Annotated in this window: 17 protein-coding genes; 13 read left to right on the top strand and 4 right to left on the bottom strand. The window is 68.6% G+C overall.

Translation table 11 applies throughout. The features are described from left to right. Positions 1-218: 218 nt before the first annotated feature. The 5 genes from QE452_RS05160 (at position 219) to QE452_RS05140 (ending at position 6,287) form a co-directional block, all read left to right on the top strand. Positions 219-1,928 (top strand): GH39 family glycosyl hydrolase, encoded by a 1,710-nt coding sequence (locus QE452_RS05160; protein ID WP_309659734.1) that lies wholly within the window; start codon positions 219-221, stop codon positions 1,926-1,928. A gap of 213 nt (positions 1,929-2,141) precedes the next feature. Beyond that, positions 2,142-3,104, top strand: coding sequence for a polysaccharide pyruvyl transferase family protein (locus tag QE452_RS05155; RefSeq protein WP_309659735.1), 963 nt, complete (start codon positions 2,142-2,144; stop codon positions 3,102-3,104). Then, positions 3,101-4,042 carry a glycosyltransferase gene (locus QE452_RS05150; protein ID WP_309659736.1) on the top strand — a complete coding sequence of 314 codons (942 nt, stop codon included), beginning with the start codon at positions 3,101-3,103 and terminating at the stop codon, positions 4,040-4,042. The genes QE452_RS05155 and QE452_RS05150 overlap by 4 nt, the downstream gene beginning before the upstream one ends. Before the next feature lie 9 nt (positions 4,043-4,051). Then, on the top strand, positions 4,052-5,356 hold the full coding sequence (gene pncB / locus QE452_RS05145) for a nicotinate phosphoribosyltransferase (RefSeq protein WP_309659737.1): 1,305 nt from the start codon (positions 4,052-4,054) through the stop codon (positions 5,354-5,356). A 31-nt stretch (positions 5,357-5,387) separates the two neighbouring features. After that, complete coding sequence (locus QE452_RS05140; protein WP_309659738.1) at positions 5,388-6,287, top strand: LysR family transcriptional regulator; 900 nt, start codon at positions 5,388-5,390, stop codon at positions 6,285-6,287. On the opposite strand, the gene QE452_RS05135 is transcribed toward QE452_RS05140, so the two are convergent. Next, positions 6,231-7,496 (bottom strand): cation:dicarboxylate symporter family transporter, encoded by a 1,266-nt coding sequence (locus QE452_RS05135; protein ID WP_309729688.1) that lies wholly within the window; start codon positions 7,494-7,496, stop codon positions 6,231-6,233. The genes QE452_RS05140 and QE452_RS05135 overlap by 57 nt on opposite strands. A gap of 221 nt (positions 7,497-7,717) precedes the next feature. Here QE452_RS05135 and QE452_RS05130 point away from each other — a divergent pair, with 221 nt between their 5' ends. The 4 genes from QE452_RS05130 (at position 7,718) to QE452_RS05115 (ending at position 13,010) form a co-directional block, all read left to right on the top strand. Continuing rightward, the gene (locus QE452_RS05130) at positions 7,718-8,518 is read left to right on the top strand and encodes a substrate-binding domain-containing protein (protein WP_309659740.1); all 801 of its coding nucleotides are present in this window, start codon (positions 7,718-7,720) and stop codon (positions 8,516-8,518) included. Then, positions 8,515-9,834 carry an MFS transporter gene (locus QE452_RS05125; RefSeq protein WP_309659741.1) on the top strand — a complete coding sequence of 440 codons (1,320 nt, stop codon included), beginning with the start codon at positions 8,515-8,517 and terminating at the stop codon, positions 9,832-9,834. The genes QE452_RS05130 and QE452_RS05125 overlap by 4 nt, the downstream gene beginning before the upstream one ends. Before the next feature lie 103 nt (positions 9,835-9,937). After that, complete coding sequence (locus QE452_RS05120; protein WP_309729685.1) at positions 9,938-11,437, top strand: porin; 1,500 nt, start codon at positions 9,938-9,940, stop codon at positions 11,435-11,437. A gap of 115 nt (positions 11,438-11,552) precedes the next feature. Beyond that, the gene (locus QE452_RS05115) at positions 11,553-13,010 is read left to right on the top strand and encodes an aminotransferase class V-fold PLP-dependent enzyme (protein WP_309659743.1); all 1,458 of its coding nucleotides are present in this window, start codon (positions 11,553-11,555) and stop codon (positions 13,008-13,010) included. Between the two features lie 22 nt (positions 13,011-13,032). Here QE452_RS05115 and QE452_RS05110 read toward each other — a convergent pair whose 3' ends face one another. Together QE452_RS05110 and QE452_RS05105 are read right to left on the bottom strand one after the other, a co-directional pair. Then, positions 13,033-13,353: a hypothetical protein gene (locus QE452_RS05110; protein ID WP_309659744.1), complete on the bottom strand. Its 321-nt coding sequence runs from the start codon at positions 13,351-13,353 to the stop codon at positions 13,033-13,035. A gap of 48 nt (positions 13,354-13,401) precedes the next feature. Further along, positions 13,402-13,782 carry a helix-turn-helix domain-containing protein gene (locus QE452_RS05105; RefSeq protein ID WP_125996042.1) on the bottom strand — a complete coding sequence of 127 codons (381 nt, stop codon included), beginning with the start codon at positions 13,780-13,782 and terminating at the stop codon, positions 13,402-13,404. A gap of 92 nt (positions 13,783-13,874) precedes the next feature. Here QE452_RS05105 and QE452_RS05100 point away from each other — a divergent pair, with 92 nt between their 5' ends. Continuing rightward, positions 13,875-14,936 (top strand): SDR family oxidoreductase, encoded by a 1,062-nt coding sequence (locus QE452_RS05100; protein ID WP_309659745.1) that lies wholly within the window; start codon positions 13,875-13,877, stop codon positions 14,934-14,936. Between the two features lie 165 nt (positions 14,937-15,101). On the opposite strand, the gene QE452_RS05095 is transcribed toward QE452_RS05100, so the two are convergent. Beyond that, positions 15,102-16,001, bottom strand: coding sequence for a hydrogen peroxide-inducible genes activator (locus QE452_RS05095; protein WP_309659746.1), 900 nt, complete (start codon positions 15,999-16,001; stop codon positions 15,102-15,104). A gap of 182 nt (positions 16,002-16,183) precedes the next feature. Here QE452_RS05095 and QE452_RS05090 point away from each other — a divergent pair, with 182 nt between their 5' ends. From QE452_RS05090 to QE452_RS05080, 3 genes are read left to right on the top strand one after another with little or no spacing between them, the layout of a single operon-like run. Next, positions 16,184-17,869, top strand: a complete 1,686-nt coding sequence (locus QE452_RS05090; RefSeq protein ID WP_309659747.1) for an ABC transporter ATP-binding protein — start codon at positions 16,184-16,186, stop codon at positions 17,867-17,869. Then, positions 17,853-18,944: an efflux RND transporter periplasmic adaptor subunit gene (locus tag QE452_RS05085; protein WP_309659748.1), complete on the top strand. Its 1,092-nt coding sequence runs from the start codon at positions 17,853-17,855 to the stop codon at positions 18,942-18,944. Before QE452_RS05090 ends, QE452_RS05085 begins: the two co-directional genes overlap by 17 nt. Next, complete coding sequence (locus QE452_RS05080; RefSeq protein ID WP_309659749.1) at positions 18,941-20,392, top strand: TolC family protein; 1,452 nt, start codon at positions 18,941-18,943, stop codon at positions 20,390-20,392. The genes QE452_RS05085 and QE452_RS05080 overlap by 4 nt, the downstream gene beginning before the upstream one ends. Positions 20,393-20,544: the final 152 nt, after the last annotated feature.

Below are 20,544 nucleotides of genomic sequence, written 5' to 3'. Positions count from 1 at the left end.
TTTTACCGGGTGCGATGGCCGTCGTCGATGTCGCCTGTGAAGATGAGATCACACCGCTCCTCTACCTGCTTGCCCTGGACCGGTGCCGGCTTGTCGGGGGCCGTCCTGCCATGACGCGCCCGTCATCGACAAGTCATAAGGCTGCGGATATCAAGGACATGGGTCGCCCATCGAACGGCGAGATCGCGTTTTGCGGTACGGAACCGGATGGAGGGGCGATGCGGAAGCGACTGGTGGTGATCGGTCCGGTAGCCATGGCGCTTGCCGGTCCGCTGGCGGCAGGTCCGACACCGGGCCAGGACCCGTTTCCCGTGACCATCCAGGTCGATGCGAGCCGCATCGGCCCGCCCGTCCAGCCGCAATGGCGCTTCTTCGGCGCGGACGAGCCGAATTATGCGACGATGAAGGACGGGCGGACCACCCTCGCCACGTTGGGCTCGCTCGCACCCGACCGCGTCTATTTCCGGACGCATAATCTCCTCACCTCCGGGGATGGCACGCCCGCGTTGAAATGGGGTTCGACCGGCATCTATTCGGAGGATGCCGAAGGTCGGCCGCACTATGACTGGTCGATCGTCGATCGCATCTTCGACACCTATCGCGCCCGCCGGGTGAAGCCCTATGTCGAGTTGGGCTTCATGCCGGAGGCCATGTCGACCCGGCCGATCCCGTACCAGCATGACTGGCGACCCGGTAGCGGCGAACTTCGCACCGGCTGGGCCTATCCGCCCCGCGACTATGGGCGGTGGGAGGAACTGATCTTCCAATGGGTCCGGCACTGCGTCGAGCGCTACGGCCGCGAAGACGTCGCGAGCTGGTATTTCGAGACATGGAACGAGGCCAACCTGCCCCAATATTATTGGGGCGGCACGCGAGAGGAGTTCTTCCGGCTGCACGACGCCGCCATCCACGGCGTGCGGCGGGCGCTGCCGGACGCGCGGGTCGGCGGGCCCGACAGCGCCGGGGCGGGCGACGATTTCCTGCAAGCCTTCATGGCCCACGCGAAGGCCGCGGGCACGCCGACGGATTTCCTGTCCTTCCATGCCAAGGGTCAACCGGAGGTCGTGCGAACCGGCGCGACCAGCCATGTCCGCATGGGCATCGGCACGCATCTCCGCGCGGCGGATCACGAATTCGCCGCCATCGCCGGCGATCCCGCCTTCCGCACCAAGCCGATCATCATCGGCGAATCCGATCCGGAAGGGTGCGCCGCCTGCCAGGGGCCGGCCAATGCCTATCGCAACGGCACGATGTATTCGAGCTACACCGCCGCCGTCTTCCCCCGGCTCCGCGACCTCGCCGAGCGGCGCGGCCTGACGCTGGAGGGCGTCCTGTCCTGGGCCTTCGAGTTCGAGGATCAGGCGCCCTTTGCCGGTTTCCGCCAGTTGACCTCGAACGGCATCGATCTGCCGGTCATGAACATGTTCAAGCTCTTCGCCAAAATGACTGGACGGCGTGTGGCGGCGATCTCGGACCATCAGGTCGCCTTGGACGACATGCTGCGGGGCGGCGTGCACGGTCCGGCGGATGTCGGCAGCGTCGCCAGCCGTGATGGCGATCGGCTTTCCATCCTGGTCTGGCATTATCACGACGATGATCTGCCGGGCCCGGCGGCGGCAGTCGCCCTTGATCTCCGGGGCCTGCCACCGGCCTTGTCGCGCGGCGCGGTCCTGACCCACTACCGGATCGACGACGCCCATTCGAACAGCTTCGCCGCATGGCAGGCGATGGGTGCGCCGCTGGGACCGACCAACGCGCAGCGCGCCGCCCTGCTGCGTGCCGCCGAACTAGCGACGATCGATCCCGGGCCGACGCCGTTCGCGACCGATCATGGCCGGACCAGATTGCGCTTCACCCTGCCCCGCCGGGGCGTTTCCCTGCTGGTCCTCTCGCCGAAGCCGGATCAGCCCGCAAAACGCGGCCGATGATCGCCTCACGAGCAAGGTCCGGGACCGATCCTGCCCGGCTTCCATGGACCCATCACGGCCTCGCGCGTTTTGCCTGCCGCCCCGGCCGGTCGCCGGAGGTGCGGGAGACGGGATTTTGGGGAGAACGCCGAACGTGACGGGGAACATACACGATGCGGCGGCGCGGCCATGCGCTTCCGAAACCGATCACCGACGCCGGAAGCGGCATCGCGCATGACGACCCAGTCACTCGCACCACTGCCGGTTTCTGGCGCGAGCGCGCATCCACATCCGACCGTGCCGCGATCCCCGGACGCGATCGAGGATGTCGTCGCCACCCAGCAGGCCGCCCTGCACGAACTCTACCACAGGCATCTGCGCCACGGCAGCCGCTATGCGCTGATCGACTTCCCGGATCATGCCAATGTGGGCGACAGCGCGATCTGGCTGGGGGAATTGACCATGCTGCGCATGGTCACCGGCCGCGATCCGGACCATGTCGCGACGTGGCACGATTTCGATGCGGCCGCCTTCGCGACGATGCATCCCGACACCATATTGCTGCTCCATGGCGGTGGCAATCTCGGCGATATCTGGCCCCATCACCAGCGTCTGCGGGAGACGATCCTCACCGACATCCGCGACCGGCCGGTCGTGCAACTGCCGCAGTCGATCCACTTCCGCGATGCCGGATCGGCGCGACGCTTCGCCGACATCGCCGCCGCCCATCCTGATTTCACCCTATATGTCCGAGATAGACCGAGCGCGACGATCGCCGCCGAACTGCTCGGCTGCCACGCTACCATCGCCCCCGACTCCGCCTTTGCGCTGGGACGGCAGATCCGCGAACCCGCCTCGGTGCCGCTGTTGGGGCTGATGCGCACCGATGCCGAGCGTCGCGCGCACGCCGGCCCCCTTCCCCAGGATGCCGAGATCGTCGACTGGCTCCAGGACGACCCCGCTCTGCCGGCCGGCAGCACGCCGTCCGACCGGGAACGGCAGGCCCGCCACCGCGTCGCGCGCGGCCTGCGGCTGTTGTCGCGCGGCGAGCAGGTCGTGACCGACCGGCTGCACGGTCATATCCTCGCGCTGCTGCTCGACATTCCGCATCGCGTGCTCGACAACGACTATGGCAAGGTCGGTGCCTATGTCGCGGCCTGGACGGCCGCGTCGCCGCTGGTGCAGATGGCGGCATGACCGCAACGCCCGACATCAGCCTCCTGGTCTGTACCCGCAACCGCAGCCATGCCTTGGCCACGCTGCTGGAGTCGATCACCGTCGCCGTGACGCGCGCGGTCGACCACCGGATCGAAGTGGTGCTGGTCGACAACGGATCGCAGGACGACACCGCCGAGCGCCTTGCCCGGTGGAGCGGGAGCCAAGCCTTCCCCGTATGCGTGGTGCACGAACCACAGGCCGGCCTGGCCCATGCGCGCAATCGCGGCCTGTCCGCCGTGCGCGGCGGCATCGTCGCCATGACTGACGATGATTGCGTGCTCGATCCCGGCTATTTCATCGAACTGGCCCGATGCTTCGGCGAGTTGGATGGCCCGGTGATCGTCGGCGGCCGCATCCTGCCCGGCAACCCCGCCGACCTGCCCGTCACGCTGAAGCTGGAGGACCATGCGATGATCGCCCCGCCGGATGCCTTTCCCGGCGGCTTCGTCATGGGGGCGAACCTCGCCTTCTCGGCGGAGGTCGCGAGGCGCGTCGGCCGGTTCGATCCCCGGTTCGGCGCGGGCGCGGCCTTCGTCTCTGCGGAGGATACCGACTATCTCTTCCGCGCGACGGGATTGGGCATCCCGCTTCGCTACGATCCCCGCTTCGTCGTCCACCATCATCACGGCCGCACGCTGGTGGAGGACGAAACACGCCTGCTGGCCGGCTACAGCTATGGCGATGGGGCATTATACGCAAAGCATCTGCTGCGCGACCGCCGCATCATCCGCGCGATCATGCGCGACCTGTCGGACCTGTCGCGCGACTTCGTCGACCCGGTCACGACCCATCGCGGCATCGGCCGCTTCTACGCCTTCCGGCTGAGGCACAAGGCGGCGGGAATGATCGCCTATCTGCGGAAAGGACGGACGCGAAGCAACAGGCGCGGACCCGCCACCGCCCCCGTCACCGCCTGAGGATTTCCCATGCCCGTCACCGACATCGCGACCCGGACCTATGACCATGGCTGGCGGCTCGACCCCATCGTCCGCAGCCTGCTCGACACCGATTTCTACAAGCTGCTGATGCTCCAGCTGATCTGGCGGCTGCACCCGGACGTGGAGGCGACCTTCTCGCTCATCAACCGCACCCGCTCGGTGCGGCTGGCCGAGGATATCGACGTGCACGAACTGCGCGAGCAGTTGGACCATGCCCGCTCCGTCCGGTTCGGCAAGAAGGAGCTGATCTGGCTCGCCGGCAACAGCTTCTATGGTCGGCGACAGATGTTCGCGCCCGATTTCCTGGCCTGGCTCGCGGACTTCCGCTTGCCCGACTATGAGCTTCGCGTCGTCGATGGCCAGTTCGAGCTGCATTTCCCCGGCCCCTGGACCCACACCACCATGTGGGAGATACCGGCGCTGACGATCGTCAACGAACTGCGGTCGCGCGCCGCGTTGAAGGGGCGTGGCCGTTTCGAGATGGACATCCTCTATGCCCGCGCCAAGGCCAGGCTGTGGGACAAGGTGGAACGGTTGCGCGCCCTGCCCGACCTGGTCCTGTCCGACTTCGGCACCCGCCGTCGCCATGGCTTCCTGTGGCAGCGCTGGTGCGTCGAGGCGTTGAAGGAGGGGCTCGGCCCGCGCTTCATCGGTTCGTCCAACGTGCTGCTCGCCATGGACAACGACCTGGAGGCGATCGGCACCAATGCGCACGAATTGCCGATGGTGTTCGCCGCGCTGGCCGATGACGATGCCGGCGTGGCCGCCGCCCCGTACCGCGTGCTGGACGAATGGCGGACGCAATATGACGGCAACCTGCTGATCGCCCTGCCCGACGCGTTCGGCACCACCGCCTTTCTGGCCGGCGCACCGAAGTGGCTCGCCAACTGGACCGGCTTCCGCCCGGATTCCATGCCGCCGGTCGAGGGGGGCGAGCAGATCATCGATTGGTGGCGGGCGCAGGGCGTCGACCCGGCGACCAAGCTGTTGATCTTCTCCGATGGCATGGACGTCGATACGATCGAGGCGACCTATCGGCATTTCCATGGCCGCGTCCGCACGAGCTTCGGCTGGGGGACCAACCTGACCAACGATTTCCGCGATTGCGACCCGTCCGGCGGCGACGCACTGGCGCCGATCTCGCTGGTCGCCAAGGTCATCGACGCCAATGGCCGGCCGGCGGTCAAGCTGTCGGACAATCCCGCCAAGGCGACGGGGGAGCCTGAAGAGGTAGCGCGCTATCTGCGCATCTTCGGCGATCGCGGCATGGTCCGCACGCCGGTCGCGGTGTGACAGGCCGCGCCCGGTCCTGCTAGCATCTCCCATGGCCTCCATGAATTTCGAGCTGCTGGACATGCGGGTGTTCGTCGCGATCGCCGAGGGCAGGAGCTTTCTGCGCGCGGCCGAGCAGTTGCACCTGTCACAACCCGCGATCAGCCGCCGGGTCCAGAAGCTGGAGGCGACCGTCGGCACCCCCCTGCTGGAGCGGACCAGCCGGACGGTGCGGCTGACCCCGGCGGGACAGGAGATCCTGCCCCTGCTCCGCCGCCTGCTGGAGGAACTGGACGAGTCGCTGATGGGCGTCATGGCGTCCGGCGAGCGACAGGCGGGACGGCTGACCATCGCCAGCATTCCCAGCGCCACGGTCCGGTTCCTGCCGGCGGTGCTGGAGGCGCTGGGCCGCGACTATCGCAACGTCCGCGTCCGCGTGCTCGACCTGTCGGCGACCGAATGCGCCGAGGCGGTGCGGACCGGGCAGGCCGAGTTCGCCATCACCCTGCCCGTCTCGTCAGACGGCGACCTGGTCTATGAACCGTTGACCGACGATCCCTATGGGCTGGTCTGTCGCGCCGACGATCCGCTGGCGAAGCTGGCCGATCCGGCGTGGAGCGACCTGGCGGGCCAGCGGCTGGTGACGGTGCATCCGGGCAGCGGCAATCGCACCGCGCTCGACGCCGGGCTGGCGCGCGCCGGGATCGAGTTGCGCTGGTTCTACGAGGTGACGCGCCTCACCTCGGCGCTGGCGCTGGTCCAGGCGGGGCTCGGGCCGTCGGTGCTGCCGCGCCTCGCCTGCGAGGGGGCCGATGCGCGCGACCTGATCTGGCGGCCGCTGCGCGGGGCGGAGGTCGCGCGGACCATCGGCGTGCTGCGCCGCGCCTCCGCGACTTTATCGCCCGCCGCCGCCCGGCTGATGGGGCTGCTCACCCAGGCCTGGACCGCCTAGCCGCGCCCCGCCCCAGCGCGCGACGAGTAGCGAGGCCGAGACATTGGCCGTGCCGCTGGTCAGCGCGCGGATCTCCGACAGGAAACGGTCGACCGCGATCAGCATCGCCGCCGCGCCGACCGGAATGTCGGGCAGCAGCGACAGGGTCAGCAGCAAGGCCGAAAAGCCGCTGCCCGTCACCCCGGCCGCCGCCTTGGACGTCACCAGCATCACGCCCAGATAGACCGCCACCCGCTCCGGGGTCAGCGCAATGCCGAGCGCCTCGCCCAGGAAGAGCGTCGCGACGATCAGATAGACCGCCGTCCCCGCCAGGTTGAGCGAATAGCCCAGCGGCACGGTCAGCCCGGCGACGCTGCGCGGACATCCCAATCCCTCCAGCTTCTGGATCAGGCGCGGCAGCACGACCTCGGTCGAGGCGGTGCCGAGCACGATCAGGATCTCGTCGCGGAACGTCCGGAGCAGGATGCCGCCCCCCAGGCCGGTGGTCAGCCGCACCAGCAGGACCAGCCCGGCGATCAACAGGCCGCACGCCAGCGCCAGCGTCCCGAACAACAGGCCCAGCGAACCGATGAAGCCGAGGCCATAGGTGCCGACCGTATAGGCGATCGCCCCGAACGCTCCCACCGGCGCAGCGCGGACCAGGAAACCGAAGATGGTGAATTGCAGCCGGGTCAGCGCCTCGATCGCGCGGACGATCGGCGCGCCGTCCGCACCGATGCGCAACAGGCCGAAGCCGACCAGTCCGGCGACGAACAGCACCGGCAGGACGTCGCCGGCGGTGAAGGCGGAGAACAGCGTGTCGGGCACGATCCGTACCAGGAAATCCCCCGCCCCCGTGATGTGCCGCCCGGCCAGCTGCCGCTCCACCTCCGCCACGGCCTCGCCATAGGGCGGCAGGGGCAGGCCGCGCCCCGGCTGCATCAGCGCCGCCACGCCCAGCCCGATGGCGAGCGCGGCGATGGTGATGCCCAGGAAGACGATCAAGCTGCGCAGCACCGTCGCGCCGGTGTCGCGCGCCGCGCCGTTGCGGACGATGCCCTCGACGATCGTGCAGAACAGGACCGGCGGCACCATCATCCGCATCGCCTTGACGAAGGCGATGCCGAGCGGGCCCAAGTCGCGACCAAAGGCCGGGGCCAGCGCACCGATCACCGTGCCGGCGACGATGCCGATCAGCATCTGGACATGGAGGTGGCGCAAGGCGCGCAAAGCGGATCGATCCTTATTCATGCACCAAACGCATAGAGCGGACCGATCATTGCATTTGATCGAAACACCCATTGTCCTGCTTAGTGCCTGCTACGGCATGATGGCTCAAGCCTCTGCCCTCCAACAGGAACCCGCATCAAGACGGGGCGACCGAGAGAGGTATGACGAACGTGCGAACTCCAAGATATCGAACCGTGGTGCCACGGCGACGGGCGCTCGGCTTGGCGCTGCTCCTCGGGCTGACCGCGATCGGCACCCCTGCGGCGGCGCGCGAGGGCAAGGCTGCGGCCAAAGCCGCCACGGTGCGGGAATTGCACGTCGTCACCTCGGGCGGCTTCACCACCGCCTTCGAGGCGCTGGCCAAGACCTATGAGCGCGACACCGGCATCCACATCGTCGCCGAACATGGCCCCTCCATGGGCGACACGCCCCAGGCGATCCCCAATCGCCTGGCCCGTCACGAAGATGCCGATGTCGTCATCCTGGCGCGTAGCGGCCTGGACAAGCTGGCGGAGCAGGGCCGCATCGCGCCGGGCACCTCCATCGACCTCGGCCTGTCCAAGATCGCCATGGCGGTGAAGGTCGGCGCTCCCGCGCCCGATATTGCCACGCCCGAGGCGCTGCGAGCGACGCTGGTCAACGCCAAGTCGGTGGCATGGTCGGACAGCGCGTCCGGCGTCTATATCCAGTCAACCATGCTCGACCGGCTGGGCGTCACCGACCAGGTCCGCCCCAAGGGACGGATGATCCCCGCCACCCCGGTCGGCCGCGTCGTCGCCGAGGGCAAGGCGGAGATCGGCTTCCAGCAGTTGAGCGAGTTGAAGGCGGTCAAGGGCATCCGCATTGTCGGCCTGATCCCGGACTCCTTGCAGAAGGTGACGCCCTTTTCCGCCGGCATCGTCGCCTGGTCGCCGCATCAGGCGGAGGCGCGGGCGCTGATCGCCTATCTCGCCTCGCCCAAAGCCTATTCGATCATCCGCGACAGCGGATTGGAGCCCGCCGCGCAAAAGGCCAAGCCATGACCGCTTCCACCATCCCCTTCCCCGCCACCGAGGACGCGGCATCGCCCGTATCGGCCGAGCGCCGGCGATCGGCGTTCAAGTCGATCTTCATCGTCGCCAGCGGCAACTTCCTCGAGATGTTCGACTTCATGGTGTTCGGCTATTACGCCACCTACATCTCGAAGGCGTTCTTCCCGACCGGCAGCGAATTCGCGTCGCTGATGCTGACGCTTATGACCTTCGGCGCGGGGTTCCTGATGCGGCCGGTCGGCGCGCTGGTGCTGGGCGCCTATATCGACAAGCATGGCCGGCGGCAGGGCCTGCTCCTGACGCTCGGCCTGATGGCGCTGGGCACGCTCGCCATCGCGATCACGCCCACTTACGCCCAGATCGGCGTGGCCGCCCCCGTCATCATCCTGCTCGGCCGCCTGGTCCAGGGCCTGTCGGCGGGCGTCGAGGTCGGCGGCGTGTCGGTCTATCTGAACGAGATCGCGCCACCCGACCGCAAGGGCTTCTTCTGCTCGTGGCAGTCGGCCAGCCAGCAGGCGGCGGTGGTGTTCGCCGCGCTGATCGGACTGCTCGTGTCGTCCAGCCTCGATCCCGTCACCATGCAGGCCTGGGGCTGGCGCATTCCGTTCGTCATCGGCTGCGTGATGATCCCCTTCCTGTTCGTCATCCGCCGCCACATGGAGGAGACCGAGGTCTTCCTGAAGCGCAAGGAGCATCCGCCGCTGTCGCAGATCATGCGGACCATCGGCACCAACTGGGGCGTGGTGCTCCAGGGCGCGCTGATGGCGGTGATGACGACCGTCTTCTTCTACATGATCACCGCCTATACCCCGACCTTCGGCAATAAGGTGCTGTCGCTGACGCCGGGCGCGGCGCTGTTCGTCACGGCCTGCGTCGGCGTCACCAACTTCGTCCTGTTGCCGGTGATGGGCGCGCTGTCCGACCGGATCGGGCGCAAGCCGCTGCTGATCACCGCGACCGTGCTGGGGGCGCTGCTCGCCTATCCGCTGATGAGCTGGCTGGTCGCGGCGCCCAGCTTCGGGCGGTTGCTGACGGTCGAACTGGCGCTCGCTGCGATCTACGCCACCTATAACGGCGCGTTCATCGTTTACCTGACCGAGGCGATCCCGCCGCATGTCCGCACCGTCGGCTTCAGCCTGGCCTACAGCCTGGCGACCGCGATCTTCGGCGGCTTCACCCCGGCGATCAGCACCGCGCTGATCGGGGCGACCGGCGACAAGGCGATCCCCGGCGCCTGGTGCGCCGCCGCCGCCCTGCTCTCGCTGCTCGCCCTGCTGATCGGGTCGCGCCGCCGCCGCGCCGCCTGACCCCCTCGACCGCCGCGCCCGTCATCGGGTGCGGCGGTCACCTTGTCCAAGACCAGAGGCGGCAGCCGATGTGCTTCCCGCCCACCCCTGAGAGGATGCCGTCATGTATCGTGGAGCCTTGCTCGCGATCGGCCTGTGCACGTCCCTGCCCGCCGCCGCGCAAGGCGCCGACGATGTCGCGCGCCTGACCCGGTTGGTCGAGCAGCAACAGGCGCAGATCGCCCGGCTGGAGGCGCGGCTGGCCGCGATCGAGGGCGCCCCGCCCCCGGCGGTCGCCGCCGCGCCGCTGGGACAGGCGCTGCCCTCCGACGCGCATCCATCGCCGCCGCCCCGAACCGCCGCCCAAGCCCCGCAACGGCCGCGCAGTCCAGCCCCGCTCGGCCAGTCGCTCCCCTCCGACGCCCATCCGCCGTCGCTCGACGCGCGGCTGGCGCGGATCGAGCAGGCGCAGAAGGAGGGCGTCCATGTCGACTGGTCGAAGGGCACGCCGGAGTTCACCAGCGCCGACGGCCGCTTCTCCTTCCGCCCGCGCGGCCGCATCCTGGTCGATCTCGCCACCACGACTGGCAGCGCGATCCCGGCCCGCAACATGACCGCCACCACCGCCCGGTCGCTACGCCTGGGGTTCGAAGGGTCGATCGGCCCGCACCTCTCCTATCTGCTGGAGGGCGATTTCGCCGACAACGACGTGGCGATCAAATCGGCCTATCTTGCTTGGACGACGCGCTTCGTGGGCCAGCAGGCCGAGTTCGCACTAGGCAACCGCCTGAACGATCGCGGGCTGGACGGGTCGAGCGGCACCATCTCCGTCCCCTTCCTGGAACGGAATTTCGTCGGTGCCGGCATCATACCGGTGCGCGGCTTCTTCGGCCTAGGCGCGGCGGCCCGCATCTATGGCGATGGCTGGCATGTCGGCGTGCAGGTCTCGGGCGACGACATCAACAATCCCGGCACCCAGGGCGACGGCCTGACGATCGGCGCGCGCGCGCATTGGAACCCGGTGAAGACCGCCGACTGGCTGGTCCATCTGGGCCTCTGGGGCTTTCACGAGGACATCGCCGCCGATGCGACGCGGCCGACGCGCAGCATCGCGGTCGGCGGCTTCTTCAACGACAATCTCCGCATCCTACCGGGCAGCTTCGCGGATGCCCGGTCGGGCGACGGCTATGGCGTCGAGCTGGGCACGTTCCACAAGTCGCTTTGGGCTTACGGCGAATATGGCGCGCGGCAGATCGAAAATCGCGCGGGCGCGTCGACCGACCAGTCGGCCTGGGCGGTGCAGGCGGGCTGGTTCCTGACCGGGGAGACCCCGCCCTATCTGACCCGTGGCGGCGTCTGGAGCCGCCCCAAGGTGCTGCGTCCCTTCACCTCGGGCGGCAGCGGCGCGATCGAGCTCGCCACCCGCTATGAGGAACTGGACTATAGCGACAATCCCACCGCCGGGCGCGGCACCGCGCTGACGCTGGGCGTCAACTGGTACCTCAACAACTTCGTCCGGCTCCAGCTCAATGCGATCGACTGGACGGTCGCCAATCCGACGCAGCGGGGCGGCGCGACCGACCATGGCCAGACCCTGATCGGCCGCGCGCAGGTCGCCTTTTGATCGATCGCGATCCCTCAGGGCATCCTCGGATAACAAAGCCGCAATAAGTTCGTTTTCCTTTGGCCTAGGTTTTTGATTTTGCACGTTATGCGATCCCAACAACCAAGGGATCGACATGGATCAGAAGAGCGCGCCGCTGGTGGAGGCGTTGGCCGCGATCGAGCGCAAGCCGCTGATCGGGTTCGGCGCGCCGGGGCATAATCAGGGGGCCGTCATCCCCTCGGGTCTGCGGAGCCTGTTGGGCCGGCGTACGTTCCGCGCCGATGTGCTGACGCCCAAGGGGCTGGACGACCGGACCGAAGGGACGCTGGCGCTGCAACGCGCGCACGAGATCGCGGCGGAGGCCTGGAACGCCGATTTCTGCCGGTTCGTCACCGGCGGATCGACCCAGAGCCTTCACACGGTGATGGCGGCGGTGGCCGGTCCGGGCGACACGATCCTGGTCGCGGCGAACGCCCACAAGGCCGAGCGGACCTACGCCCTCGCCGCGGGCCTCGACATCGGCATTGTCCCGGTGCAGGTCGACCAGGGCTGGGACATCGAACATGGCGTCACGCCCGACGCCTTGCGGGAGTCGCTGGCGCACCATCCGGCGGCCAAGGCCTTCGTCCTGGTGAGCCCGACCTATTATGGCGTGACCAGCGATGTGGCCGCCCTGGCTACCCTCTGCCACGAGCATGGCATCCCGCTGATCGTCGATGCGGCCTGGGGCGGCGCCTTCGCCTTTTGCGAGGCCCTGCCCGACGATCCGCTGACCAAGGGCGCGGATGCCGCCGTCTACAGCGCCCACAAGACGATGGGGGCGCTGGCGCAAGGATCGATCATCGTCGCCAAGGGCGATCTGCTCGACCGGCAACGCCTGTGGATGGCCTATGAACTGTTCGAGACGACCAGTCCCTCGGTGCCGATCCTGGCGTCGCTCGACGCGACGCGGCGCGACCATGCGTTGCGGGGCGAGCAGATGTGGAACGACGTCCTCGCGCTGGCCGACCATGCGCGCGAGACCATCGCCGCGATCGCGCCGCTGCGCGTGCTCGGCCGCGACGACGTGCCGGCCGGGGCCGATCTCGACCGTACCAAGATCCTGATCGACGTGTCGGCGCTCGGTGTGTCGGGCTATGCGATCGACGACTGGCTGTACGCGGAGCATCGCATCAGCATCGGCCTGTCCGATGCCCGTCACCTTCTGGCGGTGATCGCGCTCGGCACGACGCGCGGTGACATCCGCGCGCTGGAGCATGGGCTGGCGGACCTGGTCGCGCGGCTGGCCGCCGATCCCGCGATGCTGCCCCCGCTGGCCACCACGCCCGGCATCGAGACCCTGTCCGTCGAGATGGCGATGGCCGGGCCGGACGCGATCGCCGCGCCGGTCGAGATGGTCCGGTACGAGGATGCGGGCGGCCGGATCGCCGCCGAGATGATCGCCCCCGCCCCGCCCGGCGTGCCCCGGCTGGTGCCCGGGCAACGCATCTCGCCCGCGCATGTCGCCTGGCTGGTGGCGCAACGCGACGCCGGGGCGTTCATAATGGACCCGGTCGATCCGACCGACGCGACGATCCGGGTCGTGGCCTAGTGGGCGGCGGGCGGTGGCCGGTTCAATTGCCCTCGGCGTCGACCACCACCGTCACCGGCCGGCCGCGCGACATCGGTTCCCAGCCCGCCGACAGGGCCGCGCGGATGCACCGTGCGATCGTCGCATCGTCCAGCTGGAGGCGGCCGCGCGGCAGTCCCTTGAGCAGCCGCTTGGAGGGCGGGAACTCCACGAAGACCTCGCGCTTGGCATCCTGTTGCAGGATCGAGAGGGTCATGCCCTTCCACCCCTCATCGTCCGACAGATGGGGTTCGCGCTGCAGGCGCCAGTCATAGGGGATGCCATCCACGGCGATCGTGCCGGATGTAGTATGGGACTTCGACATGGACGCGCCCTTAGCACGGCCTCGCCGTCATGGCGCAAGCCGGCACGATCAGGCGCGCCGCGAGCTTGCCCGCGGCACGAGCCGATCCAGCGCATCGGCATTGTCGCGTCCCCAGCCATAGAGCAGCTCGACGGGCTCCACGAAGCGCCGGCCGAGATCGGTCAGCCGATATTCGACCATCGGCGGGATGGCGCTGTGGACGTGCCGGCTCAGCAGGCCGCTCGCCTCCATGTCCCGGACCGTCTGGGTCAGCATCTTCTTCGAGATGCCCGGCAGGCTGCGCAGCAGCACGCCGGTTCGCGCCGTGCCGTCATGGCGGGCATGAAGCGTGTGCAAGACCATGCTGGTCCATTTGGTCGCGAACAGTTCCAGCACGCGGCGCGGCGCGCAATCCTCCCGCCATTCCTCATCCGCCGTGCCGGGTTGCATATGGTTACCTCCTGGTGCCTGGGGGCGTAGATGGTGCCGTCTGGAACCACTGTCCACCCATGACTAACTCATGCCTCGACAAGGAGAATTTCATGACGAAAACGGCTTTGGTAGTGGGGGCGAGCGGGATCGTCGGCAGCGCGACCGCGACGCTGCTGGTGGAACAGGGATGGACCGTCCACGGCCTCGCCCGACGCCCGACCGAACAGTCCGGGGTCCGGCCGATCGCCGCCGACCTGCAAGATGCGGAGGCCACCGCCACGGCGCTGCGCGGCCTCACGCCCGACGCGGTGTTCGTCACCACCTGGCTGCGCCAGGACAGCGAGGCGGAGAATATCCGCGTCAATGGGGCGATGGTCCGCAACCTGCTCGACGGACTGCGCGGAGGCGAAGGCCCGCGCCACGTCGCGCTGGTGACCGGTCTGAAACATTATCTCGGGCCGTTCGAGGCCTATGGCAAGGGCAGCCTGCCCCAGACCCCGTTCCGCGAGGAACAGGGCCGGCTGGACGTCGAGAATTTCTATTATGCCCAGGAAGACGCGTTGTTCGCCGCCGCGAAGCGCGATGGCTTCACCTGGAGCGTCCACCGGCCGCACACCGTGATCGGCCTCGCGGTCGGCAATGCTATGAACATGGGCACGACGCTGGCGGTCTATGCGACCCTGTGCCGGGAAAAGGGCCAGCCCTTCCGCTTCCCCGGCTCGGCCGCGCAATGGCAGGGCCTGACCGACATGACCGATGCGGGGCAGCTCGCCCGTCACCTTCTCTGGGCGGCGGAAACCGAGGCGGCGCATGACGAGGCGTTCAACGTCGTCAATGGCGACGTCTTCCGCTGGCAGTGGATGTGGGGCCGTATCGCCGACTGGTTCGGCGTGGAGGCGGCACCCTTCGATGGCGTCGTACGACCGCTCGAGGAGCAGATGGCCGACGATGCCGGCCTGTGGCGCGAGATCGCGGCGCGCGAGGGGCTGGCCGAGGCCGAACTCGGCCGGCTCGCCTCGCCCTGGCACACCGATGCCGATCTCGGCCGTCCGATCGAGGTCGTCACCGACATGTCGAAGAGCCGGCGGCTGGGCTTTGCCGGCTATCAGCCGACCGACGATGCGTTCTTCGCGCTGTTCCAGCGGCTGCGCGACGGTCGACTGATCCCCTAAGGTCAGGATCGGGCCGGGTCGGTGGGAGCGAATGACCGCCCCCGCCGATCCGGATCGAGGCCGATCGAACCATGGTCTCGGGCTCGACGGATCATGGAAGCCCTGTCTCCGGACCGGGCGTGTCGAGCCTGGGCCAGGTACGTCCAGACCAGGGCCGGTGTCGGATCAGGCCAGCAAGGTCCGGGCGCAGTTCTGGACATGATCGGCGATCAACCGGAAGGCCGCGCTCATCGGTGACTGTCGCCGCCACGCCATGGCGATCGAGCGGTGCGCCCGCCAATTCTCGACCGTCAGGACCTTCAGGCCCGCCAGACCGCCCACATCCGATCGCAGGTAGAGGCTGGGCAGAAGCGCCAGTCCCAGGCCACTCGCCACCATCTGGTGCAGACTGTCCAGGCTGGTGCCGTAATAGTCCGGCGCCACGGTCATCCCGTAGCGTTCGGCGATCTCCGCCGCCTGGCGCGCCAGGTGATGGCGGGGGTCGAGCGTCAGCAGCGGACTGCCGGCAAGGTCGTCCGGCATGGTTCCGCCAGCATCGCTCGGATGATCCAGCGCCGCCACCAGGTGCAGCGGCTCGCGAAACAGCGGCTCGATCGTCAGGTCATCGCCGGTCATCGGCAATGGACCGAGCACCACGTCGATCTCGCCACGTGACAGTTCCAGCACCTGCTCGTCGGGAATGCCCTCCCGGACATGCAGCCGCAGGTTCGGGGCCATGCGGTGCAACTCGGCGATGATCGGCGACAGCAGATAGGGCCCGAGCGTGGGCGTCGTGCCGAGCCGCAGGATCCCCGCCAAGCTGTTGGACGCCCCCGCCGCCAGTGCGACGATGTCGCTGGCATCGCTCAACATGCGCCGTGCCGTCGCCACGATCGTTCGGCCGACCGGGGTCAGCATCGCGCCCGTCGCGCTTCGTTCGAGCAGCTTGGCCCCCAGCCGATCCTCCAGCGTGCGGACTTGCTGACTGAGCGTCGGCTGCGAGACGTTCGCCACCCGGGCGGCGAGCGCGAAGGACCCTGTATCCGCGATCGTGACCAGATATTCCAGCTGACGCAGCGTAGGCATGGCGCCCTATAGCATCCGTCTATAGACGTGACAGCTATAATCCGATTGGCAACCCGGATGATATGCCATTACCCTATAACAATCTGGATCAATGAATGATGTGACCCCACTGCGAGGTGGTGGCATGTCCACAGCATCGTTTCAGGGCCGATCTGCCGAGAGGCATGACAAGGGGGATTGTTTTGGCGGCGCAGAGATTGGGATTTCGGGATGCGGTGGGGTGGCTGTCGCAGACGATCGGGCCCGACGGGGCCTATATTCGTCTAGGCATCGTCTATACCATCGCGATCAGCCTGTTGGCGCTCGCGACACCCATTTCCGTCCAGTTGCTGATCAACAGCGTCGCCAACACCGCGATGCCGGCCCCCTTATGGGCGCTGTCGGGCGTCCTTCTCCTCTTGCTGCTGATGGTCGCGGCACTCAGTGCGCTTCGCGTCTGGATCATGGCCGCGTTCGAGCGTCGCCTGTTCTCCCGCGTCGTCGCGGAGGTCACGCTGCGGGCCGTCCACGCCCAGGACCCCTTCTTCGCCGACGGCAATCGCGGCCATCTGTTCAACCGTTTCTTCGACCTGGTGGTCGTCCAGAAGTCGGTGCCCAGCATGGTGATCGGCGCCTTCACGATCATGCTGCAGGCGGTGATCGGCCTGACCATCACCAGCTTCTACCATCCCGTCTTCCTCGCCTTCAACGCGGTGCTGGTCGCGGCGGTGCTGCTGGTCTGGATGCTCTGGCGGCGCGGCGCGATCAGTGGGGCGGTGGCGCTCAGCCATGCCAAGCACAATGCCGCCGGCTGGCTGGAGAGCGTCGGCGGATCGAACGGCTTCTACAAGTCGGCGCGCCACCTCGACTTCGCGATGACCCGGTCGGAGGCGATGACCGCGGCCTATGTCGCCACCCATCGGCGCTATTTCCGCTACCAGTTCGCACAGACCATCGCCTTCCTGCTGATCTACGCCTTCGCCAGTGCCGGGCTGCTGCTGCTCGGCGGCATGTTGATCCTGCGCGGGCAGTTATCGCTCGGCCAGCTTGTCGCGGCGGAGCTGATCCTGTCGGGCGTCTTCTACGGCATCGCCCAGCTCGGCACCTATCTCGACATCTTCTACGACATGGTCGCCAGTTCGGAGGAACTGTCGCTGCTGTTCGCCATCCCGCAGGAGAGTGCCGCAGGCGGCGGCAACGGCCCGCGCGACGGCGCGGTCAAGCTGACCGACGTGGCCTTCAAGGACGCACGCTACGATCTGACGCTCGCCGCCGGCGAGCAGCTCGTCGCGGTCGCCGAGCCGGGGGCGGAGCGCTGGCTGGCCATGCTGCTGAAGCGGCACGCCCTGCCCGAACGCGGCCTGGTGCGGATCGGCGGCGGCGACCTGGGCTCGTTCGACATGTACCATCTCCGCTCCGACGTGACGGTGCTGGACCGCTCGACCATCGTCGAGGTCACGATCCGCGAATATCTCCGCCTGGCCTCGCAGGGGCTGGACGGCGCGGCGATGGAGGCGCTGGCGACCGTCGGACTGGAACGCCGCCTCGCCAGCCTGCCCCAGGGGCTGGACACGCCGCTCGGCTCGACCGGCTATCCGCTCAGCGTCGGCGAGGCGATGGCGTTGAAGCTCGCCAATGCCCTCCTCGTCCGGCCCAAGCTCCTGCTGCTCGGCCAGATCTTCGACCTGTTGCCACCCGAACGGCTGCGTGCGGCCATACGGATATTGAAGGATCATGGCACGACCGTGCTGCTCTGCACCGGCCGGCCGGAGGATCTGGTGCTCGACGGCTATCTCTATCTCGGCCTGACCGAACAGCGTCGCTTCGACACGCTGGCCGAGCTCCAGGCCGCCTGCAACCGGGAGGGCGACGATGCAGCATCCGCCTGAACAGCTCGCGCATTTCCGCACCCTCGCCTCGCTGCGTCCGCCCCGGGTGGCGGTCGCCGTCGCCTGGATCGTGACGATGGGCATCGCCGCGACGATCTTCGTCCTTTTCTGCGTACCCTGGTTGCAGACTGCGGTCGGGCGCGGTCAGGTCGTCTCGCTCGATCCGCAGGACCGGGCGCAGGACGTGACCGCGCTGGTGCCCGGCCAGGTCGAGCGCTGGTATGTGCATGACGGCCAGCATGTGAAGCGCGGTGACCCGATCGCCCGCATCATCGACCTCGATCCCAACCTGCTCTCGCGCCTCGCCGCCGAGCGGGCGCAGGTGCAGGCCGAGATCGCCTCGGTCCGCCAGTCGCAGGCGGTCGCCCAGATCGACGTCAACCGCACCCGGCAGCTCTATGCCGAAGGCCTCGCCTCGCGTCGCGATTACGAGCAGGCGCAGATCAAGGTCGCGGACTCGGGCGCGAAGCTGGCGGAGTCGCGCGCCAAGCTCAACCGCATCGACGTGCAGCTCAATCGCCAGTCGGCGCAGCTGGTGCGGGCGCCGCGCGACGGCCGTATCCAGAACCTCAACGCCGCCGCCGGTGGCGCCTATGTCTCGGCCGGGACCGCGCTGGCGGTGGTCGCACCGGAACGGGTCGAGCGCGCGGTCGAGCTGTTGATCGACGGTCGCGACGTGCCGCTGCTGCGCCCGGGTCGTCCGGTCCGGCTGGAGTTCGAGGGCTGGCCCGCGATCCAGTTCAGTGGCTGGCCCTCGGTCGCCTATGGCTTCTTCGACGGTCGCGTCCGCACCATCGATCCCAATGCCAATGCGCAGGGCCTGTTCCGCATCCTGGTCGAGCCGATGCCCGGCAAGCCCGCCTGGCCGGATCGGCGCTTCGTCCGGCTCGGCGGCAAGGTGCAGGGCTGGGTGCAGGGCGAGACGGTCACGGTCGGCTATGAGCTCTGGCGTCAGCTCAACGACTTCCCCTTGGAGTTCGGCCAGACCACGCCCTATAAGGACGGCAGTGGCAAGGATGGCGGCGGCAAGGACGACGATCGCAAGATCGCCTCCAAGGCGGGCAAGCCGAAATGATCCGGCCACTCCTGCTTGCCGCGCTGGTCGCCGCCCCCATCATGGCGCCATCGGCCGTGGCGCAGCGCATCCGCGCGAACCCGGCCCCCGCGCTCGAAACCAGCACCGCGCCGTTGACGCTGGACGACGTGCTGCAAGCCTCTGCCCGCGCCGCGCCGCAGATCATCGAGGCCCTGGCCAAGGTCCGCGCCGCCGAGGGCCGCGCCGTGACCGCCGATGGCACGTTCGACACGGTGTTCGAGGCCGATGGCCGCTCGCGCACGCTCGGCTATTATGACGGGACGATCGCCTCCGCCCGTGCGACGCGGCCGCTGACCGACAATGGCGGCTATGTCTATGGCGGCTACCGCGCCAGTCGCGGGCGCTTCCCCGTCTATGAGGACGAGAATTACACCAACCGCCTGGGCGAGGTGAAGGTCGGCGCGCTCTATTCGCTGCTCCGCGACCGGCTGGTCGACGAGCGGCGGACCCGCCGCACCCTGGCATCGGGCGATATCGACATCGCCCAGTTCGAGCGGCAGGCGGTGGCGATCGGCGTGCAGCGGCGTGCGATCGACGCCTATCAGAACTGGGTCGCGGCGGGCCTGCGCCTGCGCGCGTATCGCGACCTTCTCCAACTGTCCGAAAGCCGGCGCGGCGGCCTGGCGCGCCAGGTCCAGCTCGGCGCCCGGCCGGACATCCTGCTGGCCGAGAACGACCAGAATCTGGTCCGCCGCCGCGCGCTGGTGGTGCGGGCCGAGGGAGACTTCCAGGCCGCCGCCAACGCCCTGTCGCTCTATTATCGCGATGCCGCCGGCGAGCCGGTGCTGGTCGGCCCGGAGCGACTGCCCCCGGACGCCAGCGCCTTGGCCGGGGTCGCGGCATCGGCGCGCGCCGATTTCGAGCGGCGACGGCCCGACCTGCAAATGCTGTTGGCCCGCATCGACCAGGGTTCGGCCAAGCTGGCGCTGGCGCAGAACGACCTGCGTCCCCGGCTCGACCTGCGGGGCGAGATCGGCAAGGATGTCGGCCCGATCGGCCTTGGCGGCCCCACGCGCACGCCGCTGGAGGCGGCGGTCGGCTTCCGCTTCTCGCTGCCGCTGCAGAACCGCGCGGCGAAGGGCAAGATCGTCGAGGCCCGCGCGGAGATCGATGCGCTGGAGGCGCGTCGCCGCTTCCTGCGCGACCAGATCACCGTCGAGGTGGAGGGCATCACCATCGGCGTCGGCGCGGCGGAAAAGCTCGCGACGATCGCCGAGCAGGAGCGACAGCTCGCCGAACGCCTGGCGGCGGCCGAGCGTCGACGGTTTGAACTGGGGTCGAGCGACTTCTTCCTGGTCAACCAGCGCGAGGAAACGGCGAACGACGCCCGGGTGCGGCTGATCGATGCGCAGGCCCGGATCGCGGCGGCCCGCGCCGAACTCGCCGCCGCTACCGCCGATCGCGTCGCGCTCGGGCTGGAGCCTTAAGCCGCCGCTCCGATCGACCCGATGCCATTTCCCGGTGGGTCGGTGCGAGATGGAAGGTCTCACCGCTCGACGACATTCCGGCCGGCCGGCAGGATGGCGTCGACGCGGTGATCGGCGAACACCCACCCGCACCGTGGCATGGGCGTCCGCCG

It is taken from the genome of Sphingomonas sp. SORGH_AS_0438 (assembly GCF_031453475.1).
In the GTDB taxonomy this organism is placed as follows: Bacteria; Pseudomonadota; Alphaproteobacteria; order Sphingomonadales; family Sphingomonadaceae; genus Sphingomonas.
The sequence above is the reverse complement of the archived record's forward strand: the minus strand, read 5'-3'. Positions and strand labels throughout refer to the sequence as shown.